Origin of the sequence: Cronobacter malonaticus LMG 23826, assembly GCF_001277215.2 — a bacterium.
Lineage (GTDB): Bacteria > Pseudomonadota > Gammaproteobacteria > Enterobacterales > Enterobacteriaceae > Cronobacter > Cronobacter malonaticus.
The window spans coordinates 3,634,532-3,651,379 of record NZ_CP013940.1; the positions used below are offsets into that span (position 1 = coordinate 3,634,532).

Below are 16,848 nucleotides of genomic sequence, written 5' to 3' on the forward strand. Positions count from 1 at the left end.
ATAAATGCTTTGTAATATTTTGTTACTTGCAAAGGGGAGTAACTTCTATTGCCGACGGTCGTCATTACGATGCATGCATCCGGTCGTCGGGCAGCCAGCCTGTTATCAACACGATAACGCGGCGGCTGTAAGTGAGACCTTGCCGGAAGGCGAGGTCTGTGCGGTGCTCTTAGGCAAAGCGGCTGACGTCTTCTGACGTTAGCCGTTTTTGTTTAGAGGATTTCGCTTATGAATACTGTCGGCACTCCCTTACTGTGGGGCGGCTTCGCCGTCATCGTGGTGATTATGCTGGCTATCGACCTTCTGCTTCAGGGCCGTCGCGGCGCGCACGCGATGTCGATGAAGCAGGCGGCCGCCTGGTCTGTCGTCTGGGTTTCGCTTTCCCTGCTGTTTAACGCAGCCTTCTGGTGGTATCTCACCGGCACCGCCGGGCGTGAAGTAGCAGATACCCAGGCGCTCGCCTTCCTGACCGGTTATCTCATCGAAAAAGCGCTTGCGGTCGATAACGTCTTCGTCTGGCTGATGCTCTTTAGCTACTTCGCCGTACCGCCTGCGCTGCAGCGCCGGGTGCTGATTTACGGCGTGCTGGGCGCTATCGTGCTACGCACCATTATGATTTTCGCCGGTAGCTGGCTTATCACGCAGTTTGAATGGCTGCTGTATGTGTTCGGCGCGTTCCTGCTCTTTACCGGCGTGAAGATGGCGCTCGCGAAGGAAGATGAAGGCGGCATCGGTGACAAACCGCTGGTGCGCTGGCTGCGCGGGCATCTGCGCATGACGGACAGCATCGAGAGCGAGCACTTCTTCGTGCGTAAAAACGGCCTACTCTACGCCACACCGCTGCTGCTGGTGCTGATCATGGTGGAGCTGAGCGACGTGATTTTCGCGGTGGACAGCATCCCGGCGATTTTCGCGGTTACCACCGATCCGTTTATCGTGCTGACCTCTAACCTGTTCGCAATCCTCGGCCTGCGCGCCATGTACTTCCTGCTGGCGGGCGTGGCGGAGCGTTTCTCGATGCTGAAATATGGTCTGTCGGTGATCCTGGTGTTTATCGGTATCAAGATGCTGATTGTCGATTTCTACCACATTCCGATCGCCATTTCGCTTGGCGTGGTCGGCGGCATTCTGGTCACGACGCTTGTGATTAACGCCTGGGTTAACCATCGCAACGATAAGAAAAAGCTGGCGGAATAAGGATTTTGCCGTCATGGCTTTGACGCCGCCCGTGCTCCTGCGGGCGGCGTTTTTTTATGCGCTATTCGCTGCCCGCGCTTTTGCAACGCGCCGGATGACGGAATTGCCGATATTGTCACAATAACGTTAAGAGATAGTTAAAAAACGGGAGCAATTCAGAAAATCCAGCACTATCCCCTTTCTCCGCGTAGCCAAATCCTTATACTCATCTGTGCAAACTTTTGTTACATCCTGACGCAACGTGGCACAGAACATGGCGCGGGATGCAACCACATCACTTCTGAAGGAAATAGTATGACTACGCAATCTCAGGGCGGCGGCCTGTTACACCGCCTGGCACAGGGCAGTCTGGTAAAACAGATTCTGGTGGGACTGGTGCTCGGTATTCTGCTGGCCTGGCTTTCCAAACCCGCGGCTATCGCGGTCGGGCTGCTCGGCACGCTGTTCGTCGGCGCGCTGAAAGCCGTGGCACCGGTACTGGTGCTGATGCTGGTGATGGCCTCTATCGCCAACCATAAACATGGGCAGAAAACCAATATCCGCCCCATTCTCTGGCTTTATCTGCTGGGCACGTTTTCCGCGGCGCTGACCGCCGTGCTGTTCAGCTTTCTCTTTCCTTCCACGCTGCATCTGGTTTCAGGCGCGACGGATATTACGCCGCCGACCGGGATTGTCGGCGTGCTGCGCGACCTGCTGCTCAGCATGGTCGCGAACCCGGTGGATGCGCTGCTGAAAGGCAATTACATCGGCATTCTGGTCTGGGCTGTGGGTCTCGGCTTCGCGCTGCGTCACGGCAACGACACCACCAAAAATCTGGTGAATGATATGTCGGATGCCGTCACCTTTATGGTGAAGCTGGTGATCCGCTTCGCGCCCGTCGGGATTTTCGGCCTGGTCGCGTCCACGCTCGCCACCACCGGCTTCGATACCCTGTGGGGCTACGCGCAACTGCTGGTCGTGCTGGTCGGTTGTATGCTGCTGGTAGCGCTGGTGATAAACCCGCTGATTGTCTTTGCGAAAATCCGTCGTAACCCTTACCCGCTGGTGTTCGCATGCCTGCGCGAAAGCGGCGTAACCGCGTTCTTTACCCGCAGTTCGGCGGCGAATATTCCGGTCAATATGGCGCTGTGCGAGAAGCTGAATCTGGATCGCGATACGTACTCGGTGTCGATCCCGCTCGGTGCGACCATCAACATGGCGGGGGCTGCGATCACCATTACGGTGCTGACGCTGGCGGCGGTGCATACGCTGGGGATTGCGGTGGATGTGCCGACCGCGCTGCTGCTGAGCGTGGTGGCGTCGCTTTGCGCCTGCGGCGCGTCGGGCGTGGCCGGTGGTTCGCTGCTGCTGATTCCGCTCGCGTGCAATATGTTCGGCATCCCGAACGATATCGCCATGCAGGTGGTGGCGGTGGGCTTTATCATCGGCGTGTTGCAGGACTCCTGCGAAACCGCGCTGAATTCCTCCACCGACGTGCTCTTCACCGCGGCGGCGTGCCAGGCGGAAGACGCGCGTCTTGCGAGCCACGCGCTGCGTAATTAATCCCTCTCCGGCGGTCTGCGGGCCGCCGTCTTTTACCGCTTCTGCACGATCTCTTTTTCGACCTTAAACGGATCGATGCCCCGCTTTTGCATCTGCCAGAAACGAAGAATGTTAAACCCGTTGATGATGAGAAAGCTGCCCTCAATCAGCGTCCCGCCTATCGAGCCAATCCAGAAATTATGCGTGACCCAGCAGGCGGTGGAGCACCACATCACGCAGCGGGTGGTAAGCCCGGTGCAGCGAAACAGCGCCCAGGTGCTGGCGACGGTGCCGATAATCGGTAGCAGCTCAATGGCGTGATGAAGCTTCACCAGCCCGAACGTCAGCGTGAGCACGATAAACAGCGTCATGATCCACAGGCTGCGGGTGCGCAGGGAGATCACCGTGCGCAGCGCGTTGAGCTCCGCGCTCATGCCCGCAGGCGTCGCGCCCATCAGGAAAAAATGCCCGCCGATGACGGCGCTGTAGAGCGCCAGTTGCAGCTTAAAGCGCCGCTCGTCGCGGTTGAAAAAGGTGGTGATGCCAATCAGAAAGGCGATGACCCCAACACCCTGGGCCAGCCAATACGCGGTCATAAAGCGTCCCTCTCAAAAAGAAACGGCGCTTCATAAATGAAACGCCGTCTGATGATTACGTTGTCCGGGGCCTACAGCGTCACGCCGCTCTTAAAGATAGCCAGCTCGCGGAAATCGTTTTTCTCGTTGCAGGTCTCTTTGCCGGAGGCGATTTCCACAATCTTATCGACAAACTTTTCCAGCAGCTGCGGCATCGCGGTGCCGTGCAGCAGCTGACCGGCGTCGAAGTCTATCCAGTGCGGTTTTTTCGCCGCCAGCTCGCTGTTGGTGGCGATTTTCACCGTCGGTACGAAACCGCCGTACGGCGTGCCGCGCCCGGTACTGAACAGCACCATATGACAGCCCGCGCCCGCCAGCGCGCTGGTGGCGACAGCATCGTTGCCCGGCGCGCTCAGCAGGTTAAGGCCCGGCGTATGCAGCCGCTCGCCATAGCGCAGCACGTCAACGACCTGGCTTGCGCCCGCTTTCTGCGTGCAGCCGAGCGATTTCTCTTCAAGCGTAGTGATGCCGCCCGCTTTGTTGCCCGGCGACGGGTTTTCGTAAATCGGCTGGTTATGCGCGATGAAGTACTGTTTGAAGTCGTTCACCATGGTGACGGTTTTCTCAAACGTCGCTTCGTCGCGGCAGTGGCTCATCAGAATGCGCTCCGCGCCGAACATCTCCGGCACTTCGGTCAGTACCGTGGTGCCGCCGTTGGCAATCACATAATCCGAGAAACGGCCAAGCATCGGGTTGGCGGTAATGCCGGAAAGCCCGTCTGAGCCGCCGCACTCCAGCCCGAATTTCAGTTCGCTGAGTTTGCCCGGCTCGCGTTTGTCGTGGCGCATGACGTCATAAAGCGCGTGCAAATGCTCAAGCCCCGCCTCCACTTCATCATCCTGATGCTGACACACCATAAAATGTACGCGTGCCGGGTCGAAATCGCCGAGCGTCTCGCGAAACGCGTCCACCTGGTTGTTCTCACAGCCAAGACCAATCACCAGCACCGCCCCGGCGTTCGGGTGGCGCACCATGTTTTGCAGCATGGTGCGGGTGTTGATGTGGTCGTCGCCGAGCTGCGAGCAGCCGTAGGTGTGGCTGAAGAGAAACACGCCGTCGGTGCCTTCGGCGTCGTTCGTCTCTTTCAGGAAACGGTTCTGGATCTGGCGCGCGATCCCGTTGACACAGCCGACGGTCGGCAGGATCCACAGTTCATTACGGATCCCCACCTCGCCGCTGGCGCGACGGTAGATCTGCACTTCGCGATCGCCCATCTGCTCGCCGGTGAATGACGCTTCGGGTTGATAGCTGTACTCATCCAGATCGCTGAGATTGGTGCGGGTATTGTGGGAGTGAATATGTTCGCCCGGCGCGATATCCGCCAGCGCATGGCCAATCGGCAGGCCATATTTCACCACGTTCTCTCCCTGAGCGATGGATTGCAGCGCGAACTTATGCCCGCGCGCCACCGGCTGCAACAGCATGACGGACAGCCCGTCAATGGCGATAACCGTGCCTTCGTCCAGATCCGCCAGCGCTACCGCGACGTTATCCTGCGAATGGATCCTGATGTATTGCATATCAACCTCAAAGGGCCTTAGTGGAGTTCAATGGCGAAGTAGTCGCGGGCGTTGTTGAAGCAGATGTTTTTCACCATCTCGCCTAACAGATCGATATCCGCTGGCGCTTCACCGGCTTCCACCCAGCGGCCAATCATCTGGCACAGAATGCGGCGGAAGTATTCATGACGGGTATAAGAGAGGAAGCTGCGGCTGTCTGTCAGCATTCCCACAAAACGGCTCAGCAGGCCGAGCTGCGCAAGCTGGGTCATCTGACGTTCCATGCCGTCTTTCTGATCGTTAAACCACCAGCCGGAGCCGAACTGCATCTTGCCTGGCATCCCTTCGCCCTGGAAGTTGCCGATCATAGTGCCCAGCACTTCGTTATCGCGCGGGTTCAGGCAGTAGAGAATGGTTTTTGGCAGCAGATTTTCTTCGTTCTGTTTGCTGAGCAGTTTTGAAAGCTCTTCCGCGAGCGGGCGGTCGTTGATGGAGTCAAAGCCGACATCCGGCCCCAGCAGTTTGAACTGGCGCTGGTTGTTATTACGCAGCGCGCCGATGTGGTACTGCTGCACCCAGCCGCGACGCGCGTACTCCGCGCCAAGCCAGACCAGCACCGCGGTTTTAAACTGCGCGATTTCATGGCTGCTGAGCGTCTCGCCCGCCAGACGGCGCGCCAGAATGCCATCAAGCTCGCTTTCGCTCGCCTCGGCAAACAGCACCACGTCCAGCGCGTGATCCGACACTTTACAGCCGTGAGCCGCGAAGTGATCCAGGCGTTTGGTCAGCGCGGTTTGCAGATCGCTGAAGCGGCGGATATCGGTATCGGAGACTTCCGCGAGCTTCGCCATGTAGTCGGTGAAGGTCGCCTGCTCAATGTTGAACGCTTTGTCCGGACGCCAGCTCGGCAGCACTTTGACGGTGAAGGCGCTGTCTTTCGCGATGGTCGCGTGGTGTTCCAGAGAATCGATCGGATCGTCGGTGGTCCCGACCATTTTCACATTCATCTGCTGCATGATACCGCGGGCGCTGAACGCGTCCTGGGCCAGCAGATCGTTGCACTGGTTCCAGATCTCATCCGCGGTTTTCGGCGACAGCAGTTTGCCGGTGATGCCAAACGGACGGCGCAGCTCCAGATGCGTCCAGTGGTACAGCGGGTTGCCGATGGTATGCGGTACGGTCGCCGCCCACGCGTCAAACTTCTCGCGGTCGCTCGCATCGCCGGTACACAACCGCTCCGGCACACCGTTAGTGCGCATCGCGCGCCATTTGTAGTGGTCACCTTTCAGCCAGATGTCATACAGGTTTTTGAAGCGGTAATTTTCGGCAATCTGCTGCGGCGGAAGGTGGCAGTGATAGTCGAAAATCGGCTGGTCTTTAGCGTAGTCGTGGTACAGACGGCGGGCGAATTCGGTGTCGAGCAGGAAATCTTCGGTCATGAACGGGGTCATTTTATGCTTCCTCTGAGCCAGTATTTCAGATGCGTTAGCATGATGCTGACAAAGTTATCACACCAATTTCCACTGGCCGAAGCTATTTTCGTGAGTCAGATCAATAAAAGCAGACAAATAATCACCTCTCTCTGACGTAAACGCCGTGCCAGCCCGCGCCACGTCTGGCTTCACGCCGCGCCTGACGTAACCTTACAAAGAAAAGTGCTTTTGTGATGGCATTCAACTTTTAAAGCTGTATGACAAGTTATCTTTCTGCCGTCGCAACATATAAACCCACGGAATGTTTTAAAGGGGTGAGATTCACCCCTTTAGCCGGAACGGATACCGGCCTGGTCCCATAAATACCGTATGGCAAGACATGGGCGGCTCCGATAACACCTCCGGCGCGCCTCCCGTTACTGAATAAGCACCGCGTAAGCCTGGCAACATGCCTGCCTGCGCGGCGAACGATTAAACGATGAGGTTTCCAATGCGTAAAATTAAAGGGTTACGATGGTACATGATTGCACTGGTGACGCTGGGCACCGTGCTGGGCTACCTGACCCGTAACACCGTGGCGGCCGCAGCGCCCACCCTGATGGAAGAGCTGCACATCTCCACTCAACAATACTCTTATATTATCGCCGCCTATTCCGCGGCTTATACCGTGATGCAACCAGTGGCGGGTTACGTGCTGGATATTCTCGGCACGAAAATCGGCTACGCCTTCTTTGCCGTAACCTGGGCGGTGTTCTGCGGCGCAACGGCGCTGGCGGGCAGTTGGGGCGGCCTGGCGCTGGCGCGCGGTGCCGTGGGTGCTGCGGAAGCGGCGATGATCCCGGCGGGCCTTAAAGCCAGTTCCGAGTGGTTCCCGGCGAAAGAGCGCTCCATCGCGGTGGGCTATTTCAACGTCGGCTCCTCTATCGGTGCCATGATCGCCCCGCCGCTGGTGGTATGGGCTATCGTCATGCACAGCTGGGAGCTGGCGTTTATTATCTCCGGCGTGCTGAGCTTCGCCTGGGCAATGGCCTGGCTGATTTTCTACAAACATCCGCGCGACCAGAAAAAACTAACCGAAGAAGAACGCGATTACATTATTGGCGGCCAGGAAGCGCAGCATCAGACCAACAACGGCAAGAAAATGTCGCCGTGGCAGATCCTGCGCACTCGTCAGTTCTGGGGCATCGCGCTGCCGCGCTTTCTGGCGGAACCGGCCTGGGGCACGTTCAACGCCTGGATCCCGCTGTTTATGTTTAAAGTGTACGGCTTTAACCTGAAAGAGATCGCGATGTTCGCCTGGATGCCGATGCTGTTTGCGGATCTCGGCTGTATCGTCGGCGGCTATCTGCCACCGCTGTTCCAGCGCTGGTTTGGCGTGAATCTGATCGTTTCACGTAAAATGGTGGTGACGCTGGGCGCGGTATTGATGATTGGCCCTGGCATGATTGGCCTGTTCACCAGCCCCTATGTGGCGATTGCCCTGCTGTGCATCGGCGGTTTCGCGCACCAGTCGCTCTCCGGCGCGCTGATTACGCTCTCCTCTGATGTGTTTGGCCGTAATGAAGTGGCGACTGCCAACGGCCTCACCGGCATGGCGGCCTGGACCGCGAGCACGCTGTTTGCGCTGGTGGTCGGCGCGCTGGCCGACACCATTGGCTTCAGCCCGCTGTTTGCCGTACTGGCCGTGTTCGACCTGATGGGCGCGCTGGTTATCTGGACGGTGCTGAAAAACAAACCGGCCAGCGAGCTGGAACGAGAGACACGAAGTGGCGCTCCCGTCACACAACACTGATCAATCCTCTGGAAAGCCGCCTGCGGGCGGCTTTTTCATGGGCGTCGAGTGGAGGGCGAACCTGAAAAGTGGTATAACAAATCTAAGCAGTATCGTGTTCACTGGAGTCGTACATGGAAATCGCAGAACCGCGTCGTCTGTATCAACAACTGGCCGCCGAGCTTAAGCAACGCATTGAAGAGGGCGTTTATCACGTAGGCGAGAAGCTCCCTGCCGAGCGGTTTATCGCCGACGAGAAAAACGTCAGCCGCACGGTCGTGCGTGAAGCCATCATCATGCTGGAAGTCGAAGGCTATGTTGAAGTGCGCAAAGGTTCCGGCATTCATGTGATCGCAAACCAGGCGAAACACCACGCGCCGGCACCCGAGCAGGCGTATGAATTCGCCAGCTATGGCCCGTTCGAATTATTGCAGGCCCGCCAGCTTATCGAGAGCAATATCGCTGAGTTCGCCGCCACCCAGGTGACCAAGCAGGACATTATTAAGCTGATGGAAATTCAGGAGAAAGCGCGCAACGAGAAATTCTTCCGCGACTCCGAATGGGATTTGCAGTTTCACGTGCAGGTGGCGCTCGCTACGCAAAACAGCGCGCTTGCCGCTATCGTTGAAAAAATGTGGACTCAGCGCGTTCACAACCCGTACTGGAAAAAACTGCACGAACATATCGATGCGCGCACCGTCGATAACTGGTGCGACGATCACGATAAAATTCTTAAGGCGCTGATTCGAAAAGATCCGCATGGGGCGAAGCTCGCGATGTGGCAACATCTGGAGAACACCAAACAGATGCTGTTTAACGAAACCAGCGACGACTTTGAATTCAATGCCGACCGCTATCTTTTTGCCGAAAACCCGGTGGTTCACCTCGACGCGGCGGCAAACAGCGATAAATAGTCCTTCTCTTACCGCGAGGGTAAGCAAACCATATATAGTGTCAGCCTGTGTAAATACCCTCGCCAGCCTTACTCCCTGAAAGCAAAATCAACCTTCAACAAAGCACGATTTCTGTGACGCATCAGGCAGAGCTTTGTTACAATTAGACGCATTTCCTGGTGAAAAGTTAGCGCTTGCTTACTTCTCTCATCGCACACGGAGCCGTGCCGGCGCCAGGAACGCACAGAGCGCTGTTGACGTCCTTCATACCGCAGAAATGTCGCAATGCTATCTGTTCTACCCCATTGGCTTTAACCGATGTGCCAGGATCACTGAATGGAACTTTTGACACAATTACTCACTGCGCTCTGGAGCCAGGACTTCGAAACGCTGGCCAATCCCGGCATGATCGGCATGCTCTATTTTGTGCTGTTTATGATCCTGTTTCTGGAGAACGGTCTGCTGCCCGCCGCCTTTCTGCCGGGCGACAGCCTGCTGGTGCTGGTGGGCGTGCTTATCGCCAAAGGCGCGCTCGGCTATCCGCAAACGGTGCTGCTGTTAACCGCCGCCGCAAGCCTCGGCTGCTGGGTGAGCTATATCCAGGGGCGCTGGCTTGGCAATACGCGCATCGTCCAGAACTGGCTGTCGCATCTGCCCGCGCATTATCACCAGCGGGCGCATCATCTGTTCCATAAACATGGGCTGTCCGCGCTGCTGCTGGGCCGCTTTATCGCGTTTGTGCGCACGCTGCTGCCTACCATCGCCGGGCTTTCCGGCCTTAATAACGCCCGTTTTCAGTTCTTTAACTGGATGAGCGGCCTGCTGTGGGTGGTTATTCTCACGACGCTCGGTTATCTGCTCGGCAAAACGCCGGTGTTCCTTAAATATGAAGACGCCCTGATGTCCTGTCTGATGCTGCTGCCAGTCGTGCTGCTGGTTATCGGCCTAATAGGATCGCTGGTGGTGTTATGGAAGAAAAAACATGGCAACCGGAGCTAAAGGATGGCTTTCAAACGCGCGCTTTCTCGTCGTCTTACGCTAACGCTCGCGGCAGGCGCGCTGCTGGTGGCAGTGCTGTTAAGCTGCGCCGCGCTGCAAAAGCATGAAACCACGCTTGAGATACGCGCGGTGTCGCAGGGCGCGACGATCCCGGACGGCTTCTCCGTCTGGCACCATCTCGACGCCAACGGCATCCGCTTTAAAAGCATTACGCCGCAGGATGACATTCTGCTGATCAAGTTCGACACCAGCGATCAGAGCGAAGCGGCGCGCAAGGTGCTCTATCGCTCGCTGCCGCGCGGTTTTGTTATCGCCCAGCAGGAAGAAAAAAGCCTCACCCCCGCCTGGCTCACTCGCCTGCGTCATGACATTCAGCGCCTGGGTTAACCCTTCCAGGAATCTGAATCTTTTCACGGACTTTGGGGTTTGCGTTATTACTTACTATGCTTGAGTAAGCGCAACCCATTGTTCTGTCCGCGCAACACAACCGGAATCGCGTCAGGCCGCTGGCCTTACGCAACACAATGGAAGGTTAATCATGAATTACCGCACAGTACTGGCCTTAGCCCTTTTTTCCTGGAATGCCGCAGCGCTTGCCGCCTCCCCCTGTGAAGAAAAAGCGCAGGAGATTAAAAAGGAGATCCGCTACGCCGAGCAGCACCATAATCAGGGGCGCATCGACGGGCTGAAAAAAGCGCTAAGTCAGGTACAGGCCAACTGCCGCGACGGCGATGTCATCGCTGAACACCGGCAGAAAGTGGCTGAGAAACAGGCGGAAGTGGCCGAGCGCCGCGCCGAATTGCATGAAGCGTCGCAGAAAGGCGATGCTGAAAAAATTGCCAAACGTCGCCACAAGCTCGCTGAAGCCGAGCAAGAGCTTAAGGCGCTGAAAGCTCAAGATTACTGAGCTTATGGATAACCCTCACTTATCAGGAGAGCATTATGTCAAAAGAAAATACCGACCACCTGCGCGCTGAGTTGAAATCGCTTGCCGATACGCTGGAAGAGGTGCTGACCGCCTCCGGGGACAAATCGAAGGAAGAGATGAGCAAACTGCGCAATAAAGCAGAGCGCGCGCTGAAAGACACCCGTTATCACTTAACCGAAACCGGTGACGTCATCGCTAAACAGACCCGCGAAGCGGCGGCGCGTGCGGAAGATTATGTGCGTGAAAATCCGTGGACCGGCGTGGGTATTGGTGCGGCCATCGGCGTCGTGCTGGGCGTGCTCCTGACGCGGCGCTGATTATGACGGAGCCTCGTCACGCGCAAGGGCCGGGTAAAAGCGTTCTCGGCATCGGACAACGTATCGTCACCGTGCTTGTGGAGATGGTGGAAACCCGTTTACGGCTCGCTGTCGTGGAGCTGGAAGAGGAGAAAGCAAATCTCTTTCAGCTGCTGCTGATGACTGGCCTGACGATGCTGTTTGCCGCCTTTGGACTGATGAGTCTGATGGTGCTGCTTATCTGGGCAGTCGATCCGCAGTATCGCCTTAACGTCATGATTGGCACGACCGTCGCGCTGTTTGTGCTAGCGCTGATTGGCGGCATCTGGACGCTCAGGAAATCGCGTCAGTCGACGCTTCTGCGCCACACGCGTCATGAGCTTTCTAATGACCGCCAGCTGCTGGAGGACGATAAGTCATGAGCATGAGCAAAGCCGAGCGCGAAAGGCGCAAAGCGCTGCTGCTCAGTCAAATCCAGCAGCAGCGGCTGGATATGGCCGCCGGTCGTCGCGACTGGCTTGCCGTCACTGGCTCATACGATCGTAGCTGGAACACGCTGCTGAGCCTGCGCTCCTGGGCGCTGGTCGGTAGCAGCGCGATGGCTATCTGGAGCATCAGGAACCCTAACTTCCTGCTGCGCTGGGCTAAACGCGGTTTCGCCGCGTGGAGCACCTGGCGGTTGATTAAAACCACCATGAAACATCCGCTCCCCTGACACTATCGCCTCTCCCCGGAGAGGCGTTTTTTTATCTCCTTATTTATCCTTCATTATTTTTGAATAACTTTGCCAGTTTTCCTTGCTTACATTCCCGTCACGCCCGCCCTATGATGCTTTCCATCAACGGCGGAACGCGGATAACCCCGCGCAAAGCAGCCCTTTAATGACAATTAACCTTTCGTGATGAAGCGGGTTTCCTGGAGAGTAAAATGAAAAAATTCGAAGATGCTGGCGTACTGGTGGCACGTATTCTGATGCCGATTCTGTTTATCGTCTCCGGCTTTGGCAAAATTACCGGCTATGCGGGCACACAGCAGTATATGGAAGCGATGGGCGTACCGGGCTTTATTCTGCCGCTGGTTATCCTGCTTGAGTTCGGCGGCGGTCTGGCGATTCTCTTCGGGTTCCTGACCCGCACCACCGCGCTGATTACCGCTGTGTTTACGCTGCTGACGGCGTTCCTGTTCCACAGCAACTTCGCGGAAGGCGTCAACTCCATCATGTTTATGAAGAACTTTTCTATCGCGGGCGGCTATCTGCTGCTGGCGCTGATGGGTCCTGGCGCGTACAGCCTGGATCGTCTGCTGAAAAAGAACTGGTAACTGACTTTACGGCAGGCGGCCCTCACCGCCTGCCTTTTTGCCATACTGAGAGGATATTTCTGACAGGAGAGCATCATGGGACAACTGATCGACGGCGTCTGGCACGACACCTGGTATGACACCAAATCCACCGGCGGCCGCTTTAAGCGCTCCTCGGCGGCGTACCGCAACTGGGTGACCGCCGACGGCCAACCCGGCCCGACAGGCGAAGGCGGCTTTGCAGCGCAGAAAGATCGCTACCATCTTTATGTCTCGCTCGCCTGCCCGTGGGCGCACCGCACATTAATTTTGCGCGCGCTGAAAGGGCTGGAGTCGTTTATCTCTGTCTCGGTCGTGCATCCGCTGATGCTGGAAAACGGCTGGACCTTCGGCGACGATTTCCCGGCGGCGACCGGCGACACGCTCTATCAGCACGATTTCCTCTATCAGCTTTATCTTCAGGCCGATCCGCACTATTCCGGGCGCGTTACCGTGCCGGTGCTGTGGGATAAAGAGCGTCAGACCATCGTCAGTAACGAATCCGCCGATATCATTCGCATGTTCAACAGCGCGTTTGACGCACTCGGCGCTCGTGCGGGCGATTACTATCCGCAGGCGCTGCGCGCGGAGATAGATGAGCTGAACGGCTGGATTTACGACACAGTGAACAACGGCGTCTATAAAGCGGGCTTCGCCACCAGCCAGCAGGCGTATGACGAAGCGGTGGAACAGGTATTCGCTTCGCTGTCGCGCCTTGAGCAGATCCTCGGCCAGCAGCGTTATCTCGCAGGCGATCAGCTCACCGAAGCCGATATTCGACTGTGGACGACGCTCGTGCGTTTTGACCCGGTCTACGTGACGCATTTCAAATGCGATAAGCATCGCATCAGCGATTACCTGAATCTGCATGGCTTCCTGCGCGAGATTTACCAGATGCCGGGCATCGCGGAAACCGTGGATTTCGGGCATATCCGCCACCACTATTTTTGCAGCCACAAAACCATTAACCCGACCGGTATTATTTCCATCGGCCCCTGGCAGGATCTCGACGAGCCGCACGGGCGCGACGAACGCTTCCGCTAATCCGCTTCGCCCTAAGCCTCTTCTGAAAAATGCGCCGTTCCGACGGCGCTCACATTTTGCATTTTCCCCCAGGCCGTTTCCCCTCCTGACAGCTAGCATTTAGTTAAGCGATCGCTTTAAAAACAAGTGATTGATGGCAAGGGAGGCGAGAACAGATGTACTGGTACATTAAAGCGTTTAGAAATTACCTCGGGTTTACCGGCAGGGCGCGTCGTAAAGAGTACTGGATGTTCACCCTGGTAAATCTCATTCTGGCGGGCGTCATGGTGGCGCTCGATACCATACTTGGGCTGCGCGTTATCGGCGAACAAGGGCTGCTGACGCTGATTTACGGGCTTGCGGTGCTGCTGCCCGCGCTGGCGGTACAGTTCCGCCGCTTGCATGACACTGACCGCACCGCGCGGTGGCTGTTTGTCCTGTTGATCCCGGTTATCGGCTGGCTGATGATCCTCGCGTTCAACACGCAGGAAGGCACTCACGGCGAAAACCGCTTCGGCCCTGACCCGAAACATCATCACTGATCCTCTGGCCGCGTTCCGGCGCGGCGCGTTTCTGCTCTCTTTCCCCATCGCCGCATCCTAAGCGTATAAAGAGTGTTGATTAGCTAAACCGGTTTAACTATTGTTTAGCGCAGGATGAATCGAAGGAGATATACATGTTAGCAAAAGTATGGGCGCTTGGAGATGCCGTGGTGGATCTGCTGCCCGACGGCCACGGCCGGTTACTGCAATGCCCTGGCGGTGCCCCCGCCAACGTGGCCGTCGGCGTGGCGCGGCTTGGCGGCGCGAGCGGGTTTATCGGCCGCGTCGGGCGCGATCCGTTCGGGGCGTTTATGACGCAGACGTTGACCGATGAAAACGTCGATACCCGCGCCATGCATCAGGACCCGGCGCACCGTACCTCGACGGTGGTGGTGGCGCTGGATGACTGCGGCGAACGCTCGTTCACCTTTATGGTGCGCCCGTCCGCCGATCTGTTTCTTACCGCCGACGACTTACCGCCGTTCGACGCAGGCGAGTGGCTGCACGTTTGCTCGATTGCGCTATGCGCCCAGCCCTCGCGCGATACCGCGTTTGAGGCGATGGCGCGCATTAAGCGTGCGGGCGGGTTTGTCAGTTTCGACCCAAACATCCGTGAAGATCTCTGGCCGGATACCGCACAGCTGCGTGACTGCATTGAGCGCGCGCTGGCACTGGCGGATGTGGTGAAACTCTCACTGGAAGAGCTGGCGTTTATTGCCGGAGCGGATGACGAAGAAAGCGCCCTGGCGCTGGCACGCCGCCACGCGATCCCGCTGCTGCTGATCACCCGCGGCGCAGAAGGCGTCGATGCCTGCTTCAACGGTGAGCTGCACCACTACCCGGCGGTGCCGGTCGAGTGCGTCGATACCACTGGCGCGGGCGACGCTTTCGTTGCCGGGCTGCTCTGGAGCCTTGCCGCGCATGGCCTGCCGCAGAGCGCCGTACAGCTTGCGCCCGTGATTGCCGCAGCCCAGGCCTGCGGCGCGCTCGCGACCACCGCCAAAGGCGCGATGACCGCCCTGCCCCGCCTTAACGATCTCCAACCACACCTCGCCTGATCCTCTGAGCCGCTGCCGCGGCTCGTTTTGCGAACCGCATCACAATCACTAAACCGGTTTAGCTAATTTAATTGCCAGTAAAAATAAGGCGTGATTATGATTGCCGCCTAAACCGGTTTAGCAAGTCTGCATAATGATGATAACGCCTTCTCAGGGATGCCATACCATGATTAAAAAAAGTACGCTTGCCCTTACCCTTGGCTTAATGGCCGGTACTCCCGCCGCCTTTGCCGACAGCGATATGTCCAGCATTGAGGCGCGTCTCGCGGCGCTGGAGCAACGTCTTCAGGCGGCCGAACAGCGCGCCAGCGCGGCGGAAACCCGTGCTGAAGCCGCAGAGCGTCACGCGCAGGCGCTTGCCGCGCAGCAAAAAGCGCAGCCGCCGGTTCAGCCCGTCGCCGCGCAACCTGCGCCACCATCCGCGCCGCAGCCCGCCACGCAAACGGCGGATAACAGCGGGTTTGAATTCCACGGCTACGCCCGCTCGGGCCTGCTGATGAACGATTCCGCCGCTAAAACGCAGGGCGGCCCATCCTTCACGCCAGCAGGTGAAACCGGCGGCCACGTCGGGCGTCTCGGCAATGAGCCGGACACTTACCTTGAAATGAACCTGGAGCACAAACAGACGCTGGCGAACGGCGCCACCACGCGCTTTAAAGTGATGGTGGCCGACGGTCAGCGCAGCTACAACGACTGGACGGCCTCCACCAGCGATCTCAACGTGCGCCAGGCGTTTACCGAACTCGGCCACCTGCCAACCTTCACAGGCGCGTTTAAAGATTCCACCGTCTGGGCCGGTAAACGCTTCGATCGTGATAACTTCGATATCCACTGGATTGACTCCGACGTGGTGTTCCTCGCCGGTACGGGTGCCGGTATTTATGACATGCGCTGGAGCGATAACGCCCGCAGTAACTTCTCGCTGTATGGCCGCACCTTCGGCGATATCGAGAACAGCGAAAACACCGCGCAGAACTATATCCTGACACTCAATAACTACGTCGGGCCGGTACAGCTGATGGTGAGCGGAATGCGCGCTAAAGATAACGAAGACCGCGTGGATATCGAGGACAACCGCGTGAAGAAAGACGCGGCGGAAGATGGCGTGCATGCGCTGCTCGGCCTGCATAACGACAGCTTCTACGGCCTGCGCGAAGGCTCCTCGAAAACCGCACTGTTGTATGGTCATGGCCTTGGCGCGGAAGTGAAATCCATCGGCTCCGATGGCGCGCTGCTGCCGCAGGCTGATACCTGGCGTCTCGCGACTTACGGCATGACGCCGCTCGGCGGCGGCTGGCATATCGCGCCGGCGGTGCTGGCGCAGAGCAGTAAAGATCGCTACGTCAAAGGCGACAACTATCAGTGGGCGACCGCCAACCTGCGCGTGATTCAGGAGATTAACCAGAACTTTGAACTGCAATATGAGGGCAGCTACCAGTATATGGATTTACGCCCGAAAGGTTACAACGACCGCAATGCGGTCAGCGGCAACTTCTATAAGCTGACCTTTGCGCCAACGCTGAAAGCGGGCGACGTGGGCGAATTCCTCAAACGTCCTGAGCTGCGCCTGTTCGCCACCTGGATGGACTGGGATCATCGCCTGGATAACTACGCCAGCAGCGATGCCTTTGGCAGCGCTGGCTTTACCGCCGGAGGCGAATGGAACTTCGGCGTACAGATGGAAACCTGGTTCTGATAAAACGGCCCCTGCCGCG

18 protein-coding genes are annotated in these 16,848 nt (G+C 57.7%); 15 read left to right on the forward strand and 3 right to left on the reverse strand.

Going from position 1 to position 16,848, the window contains the following annotated elements; all coding sequences use genetic code 11:
• The first annotated feature begins 228 nt into the window (after nucleotides 1-228).
• Nucleotides 229-1,197 (forward strand): TerC family protein, encoded by a 969-nt coding sequence (locus tag AFK66_RS17005; RefSeq protein WP_023899550.1) that lies wholly within the window; start codon nucleotides 229-231, stop codon nucleotides 1,195-1,197.
• A 294-nt stretch (nucleotides 1,198-1,491) separates the two neighbouring features.
• Nucleotides 1,492-2,739 carry a serine/threonine transporter SstT gene (gene sstT / locus AFK66_RS17010; RefSeq protein WP_023899552.1) on the forward strand — a complete coding sequence of 416 codons (1,248 nt, stop codon included), beginning with the start codon at nucleotides 1,492-1,494 and terminating at the stop codon, nucleotides 2,737-2,739.
• Between the two features lie 32 nt (nucleotides 2,740-2,771).
• Here the strand turns inward: sstT and AFK66_RS17015 are convergent, their stop codons facing one another.
• The 3 genes from AFK66_RS17015 to uxaC all read right to left on the reverse strand — a co-directional run bounded on the left by AFK66_RS17015 (nucleotide 2,772) and on the right by uxaC (nucleotide 6,303).
• Nucleotides 2,772-3,314, reverse strand: a complete 543-nt coding sequence (locus tag AFK66_RS17015; RefSeq protein WP_007780568.1) for a YgjV family protein — start codon at nucleotides 3,312-3,314, stop codon at nucleotides 2,772-2,774.
• Between the two features lie 71 nt (nucleotides 3,315-3,385).
• Nucleotides 3,386-4,873, reverse strand: coding sequence for a UxaA family hydrolase (locus AFK66_RS17020; protein ID WP_023899553.1), 1,488 nt, complete (start codon nucleotides 4,871-4,873; stop codon nucleotides 3,386-3,388).
• Nucleotides 4,874-4,890: 17 nt separating this feature from the next.
• Complete coding sequence (uxaC, locus tag AFK66_RS17025) at nucleotides 4,891-6,303, reverse strand: glucuronate isomerase (RefSeq protein ID WP_007780565.1); 1,413 nt, start codon at nucleotides 6,301-6,303, stop codon at nucleotides 4,891-4,893.
• 472 nt (nucleotides 6,304-6,775) lie between these two features.
• On the opposite strand from uxaC, the gene AFK66_RS17030 reads away from it, so the two are divergent.
• The 13 genes from AFK66_RS17030 (at nucleotide 6,776) to AFK66_RS17090 (ending at nucleotide 16,829) form a co-directional block, all read left to right on the forward strand.
• Nucleotides 6,776-8,077 (forward strand): MFS transporter, encoded by a 1,302-nt coding sequence (locus AFK66_RS17030; protein WP_007780560.1) that lies wholly within the window; start codon nucleotides 6,776-6,778, stop codon nucleotides 8,075-8,077.
• A 113-nt stretch (nucleotides 8,078-8,190) separates the two neighbouring features.
• On the forward strand, nucleotides 8,191-8,970 hold the full coding sequence (gene exuR / locus AFK66_RS17035; protein ID WP_007780558.1) for a transcriptional regulator ExuR: 780 nt from the start codon (nucleotides 8,191-8,193) through the stop codon (nucleotides 8,968-8,970).
• A gap of 315 nt (nucleotides 8,971-9,285) precedes the next feature.
• Complete coding sequence (yqjA, locus tag AFK66_RS17040) at nucleotides 9,286-9,948, forward strand: DedA family general envelope maintenance protein YqjA (protein ID WP_004385816.1); 663 nt, start codon at nucleotides 9,286-9,288, stop codon at nucleotides 9,946-9,948.
• Nucleotides 9,949-9,951: 3 nt separating this feature from the next.
• Nucleotides 9,952-10,335: an EnvZ/OmpR regulon moderator MzrA gene (gene mzrA / locus AFK66_RS17045; protein WP_007780557.1), complete on the forward strand. Its 384-nt coding sequence runs from the start codon at nucleotides 9,952-9,954 to the stop codon at nucleotides 10,333-10,335.
• 151 nt (nucleotides 10,336-10,486) lie between these two features.
• The gene (locus AFK66_RS17050) at nucleotides 10,487-10,855 is read left to right on the forward strand and encodes a DUF1090 domain-containing protein (RefSeq protein WP_007780556.1); all 369 of its coding nucleotides are present in this window, start codon (nucleotides 10,487-10,489) and stop codon (nucleotides 10,853-10,855) included.
• Nucleotides 10,856-10,890: 35 nt separating this feature from the next.
• Nucleotides 10,891-11,193 carry an ElaB/YgaM/YqjD family protein gene (locus AFK66_RS17055; RefSeq protein WP_004385819.1) on the forward strand — a complete coding sequence of 101 codons (303 nt, stop codon included), beginning with the start codon at nucleotides 10,891-10,893 and terminating at the stop codon, nucleotides 11,191-11,193.
• A gap of 2 nt (nucleotides 11,194-11,195) precedes the next feature.
• On the forward strand, nucleotides 11,196-11,594 hold the full coding sequence (locus AFK66_RS17060; RefSeq protein ID WP_007780554.1) for a phage holin family protein: 399 nt from the start codon (nucleotides 11,196-11,198) through the stop codon (nucleotides 11,592-11,594).
• The gene (locus tag AFK66_RS17065) at nucleotides 11,591-11,887 is read left to right on the forward strand and encodes a YqjK-like family protein (protein ID WP_007780552.1); all 297 of its coding nucleotides are present in this window, start codon (nucleotides 11,591-11,593) and stop codon (nucleotides 11,885-11,887) included. The genes AFK66_RS17060 and AFK66_RS17065 overlap by 4 nt, the downstream gene beginning before the upstream one ends.
• A gap of 212 nt (nucleotides 11,888-12,099) precedes the next feature.
• Nucleotides 12,100-12,492, forward strand: coding sequence for a DoxX family protein (locus AFK66_RS17070; RefSeq protein ID WP_004385832.1), 393 nt, complete (start codon nucleotides 12,100-12,102; stop codon nucleotides 12,490-12,492).
• Nucleotides 12,493-12,567: 75 nt separating this feature from the next.
• Complete coding sequence (locus AFK66_RS17075) at nucleotides 12,568-13,554, forward strand: glutathione S-transferase family protein (protein ID WP_007780549.1); 987 nt, start codon at nucleotides 12,568-12,570, stop codon at nucleotides 13,552-13,554.
• Nucleotides 13,555-13,709: 155 nt separating this feature from the next.
• Nucleotides 13,710-14,075, forward strand: coding sequence for a DUF805 domain-containing protein (locus tag AFK66_RS17080; protein ID WP_004385834.1), 366 nt, complete (start codon nucleotides 13,710-13,712; stop codon nucleotides 14,073-14,075).
• Between the two features lie 134 nt (nucleotides 14,076-14,209).
• Nucleotides 14,210-15,133, forward strand: a complete 924-nt coding sequence (locus tag AFK66_RS17085) for an aminoimidazole riboside kinase (protein WP_007780539.1) — start codon at nucleotides 14,210-14,212, stop codon at nucleotides 15,131-15,133.
• A 166-nt stretch (nucleotides 15,134-15,299) separates the two neighbouring features.
• The gene (locus AFK66_RS17090; RefSeq protein ID WP_038882606.1) at nucleotides 15,300-16,829 is read left to right on the forward strand and encodes a carbohydrate porin; all 1,530 of its coding nucleotides are present in this window, start codon (nucleotides 15,300-15,302) and stop codon (nucleotides 16,827-16,829) included.
• Nucleotides 16,830-16,848 lie beyond the last annotated feature (19 nt).

Coding starts and splice junctions, on each gene's coding strand:
- AFK66_RS17005 (WP_023899550.1), top strand. CDS start 229: ATGAATACTGTCGGCACTCCCTTACTGTGGGGCGGCTTCGCCGTCATC.
- sstT (WP_023899552.1), top strand. CDS start 1,492: ATGACTACGCAATCTCAGGGCGGCGGCCTGTTACACCGCCTGGCACAG.
- AFK66_RS17015 (WP_007780568.1), bottom strand. CDS start 3,314: ATGACCGCGTATTGGCTGGCCCAGGGTGTTGGGGTCATCGCCTTTCTG.
- AFK66_RS17020 (WP_023899553.1), bottom strand. CDS start 4,873: ATGCAATACATCAGGATCCATTCGCAGGATAACGTCGCGGTAGCGCTG.
- uxaC (WP_007780565.1), bottom strand. CDS start 6,303: ATGACCCCGTTCATGACCGAAGATTTCCTGCTCGACACCGAATTCGCC.
- AFK66_RS17030 (WP_007780560.1), top strand. CDS start 6,776: ATGCGTAAAATTAAAGGGTTACGATGGTACATGATTGCACTGGTGACG.
- exuR (WP_007780558.1), top strand. CDS start 8,191: ATGGAAATCGCAGAACCGCGTCGTCTGTATCAACAACTGGCCGCCGAG.
- yqjA (WP_004385816.1), top strand. CDS start 9,286: ATGGAACTTTTGACACAATTACTCACTGCGCTCTGGAGCCAGGACTTC.
- mzrA (WP_007780557.1), top strand. CDS start 9,952: ATGGCTTTCAAACGCGCGCTTTCTCGTCGTCTTACGCTAACGCTCGCG.
- AFK66_RS17050 (WP_007780556.1), top strand. CDS start 10,487: ATGAATTACCGCACAGTACTGGCCTTAGCCCTTTTTTCCTGGAATGCC.
- AFK66_RS17055 (WP_004385819.1), top strand. CDS start 10,891: ATGTCAAAAGAAAATACCGACCACCTGCGCGCTGAGTTGAAATCGCTT.
- AFK66_RS17060 (WP_007780554.1), top strand. CDS start 11,196: ATGACGGAGCCTCGTCACGCGCAAGGGCCGGGTAAAAGCGTTCTCGGC.
- AFK66_RS17065 (WP_007780552.1), top strand. CDS start 11,591: ATGAGCATGAGCAAAGCCGAGCGCGAAAGGCGCAAAGCGCTGCTGCTC.
- AFK66_RS17070 (WP_004385832.1), top strand. CDS start 12,100: ATGAAAAAATTCGAAGATGCTGGCGTACTGGTGGCACGTATTCTGATG.
- AFK66_RS17075 (WP_007780549.1), top strand. CDS start 12,568: ATGGGACAACTGATCGACGGCGTCTGGCACGACACCTGGTATGACACC.
- AFK66_RS17080 (WP_004385834.1), top strand. CDS start 13,710: ATGTACTGGTACATTAAAGCGTTTAGAAATTACCTCGGGTTTACCGGC.
- AFK66_RS17085 (WP_007780539.1), top strand. CDS start 14,210: ATGTTAGCAAAAGTATGGGCGCTTGGAGATGCCGTGGTGGATCTGCTG.
- AFK66_RS17090 (WP_038882606.1), top strand. CDS start 15,300: ATGATTAAAAAAAGTACGCTTGCCCTTACCCTTGGCTTAATGGCCGGT.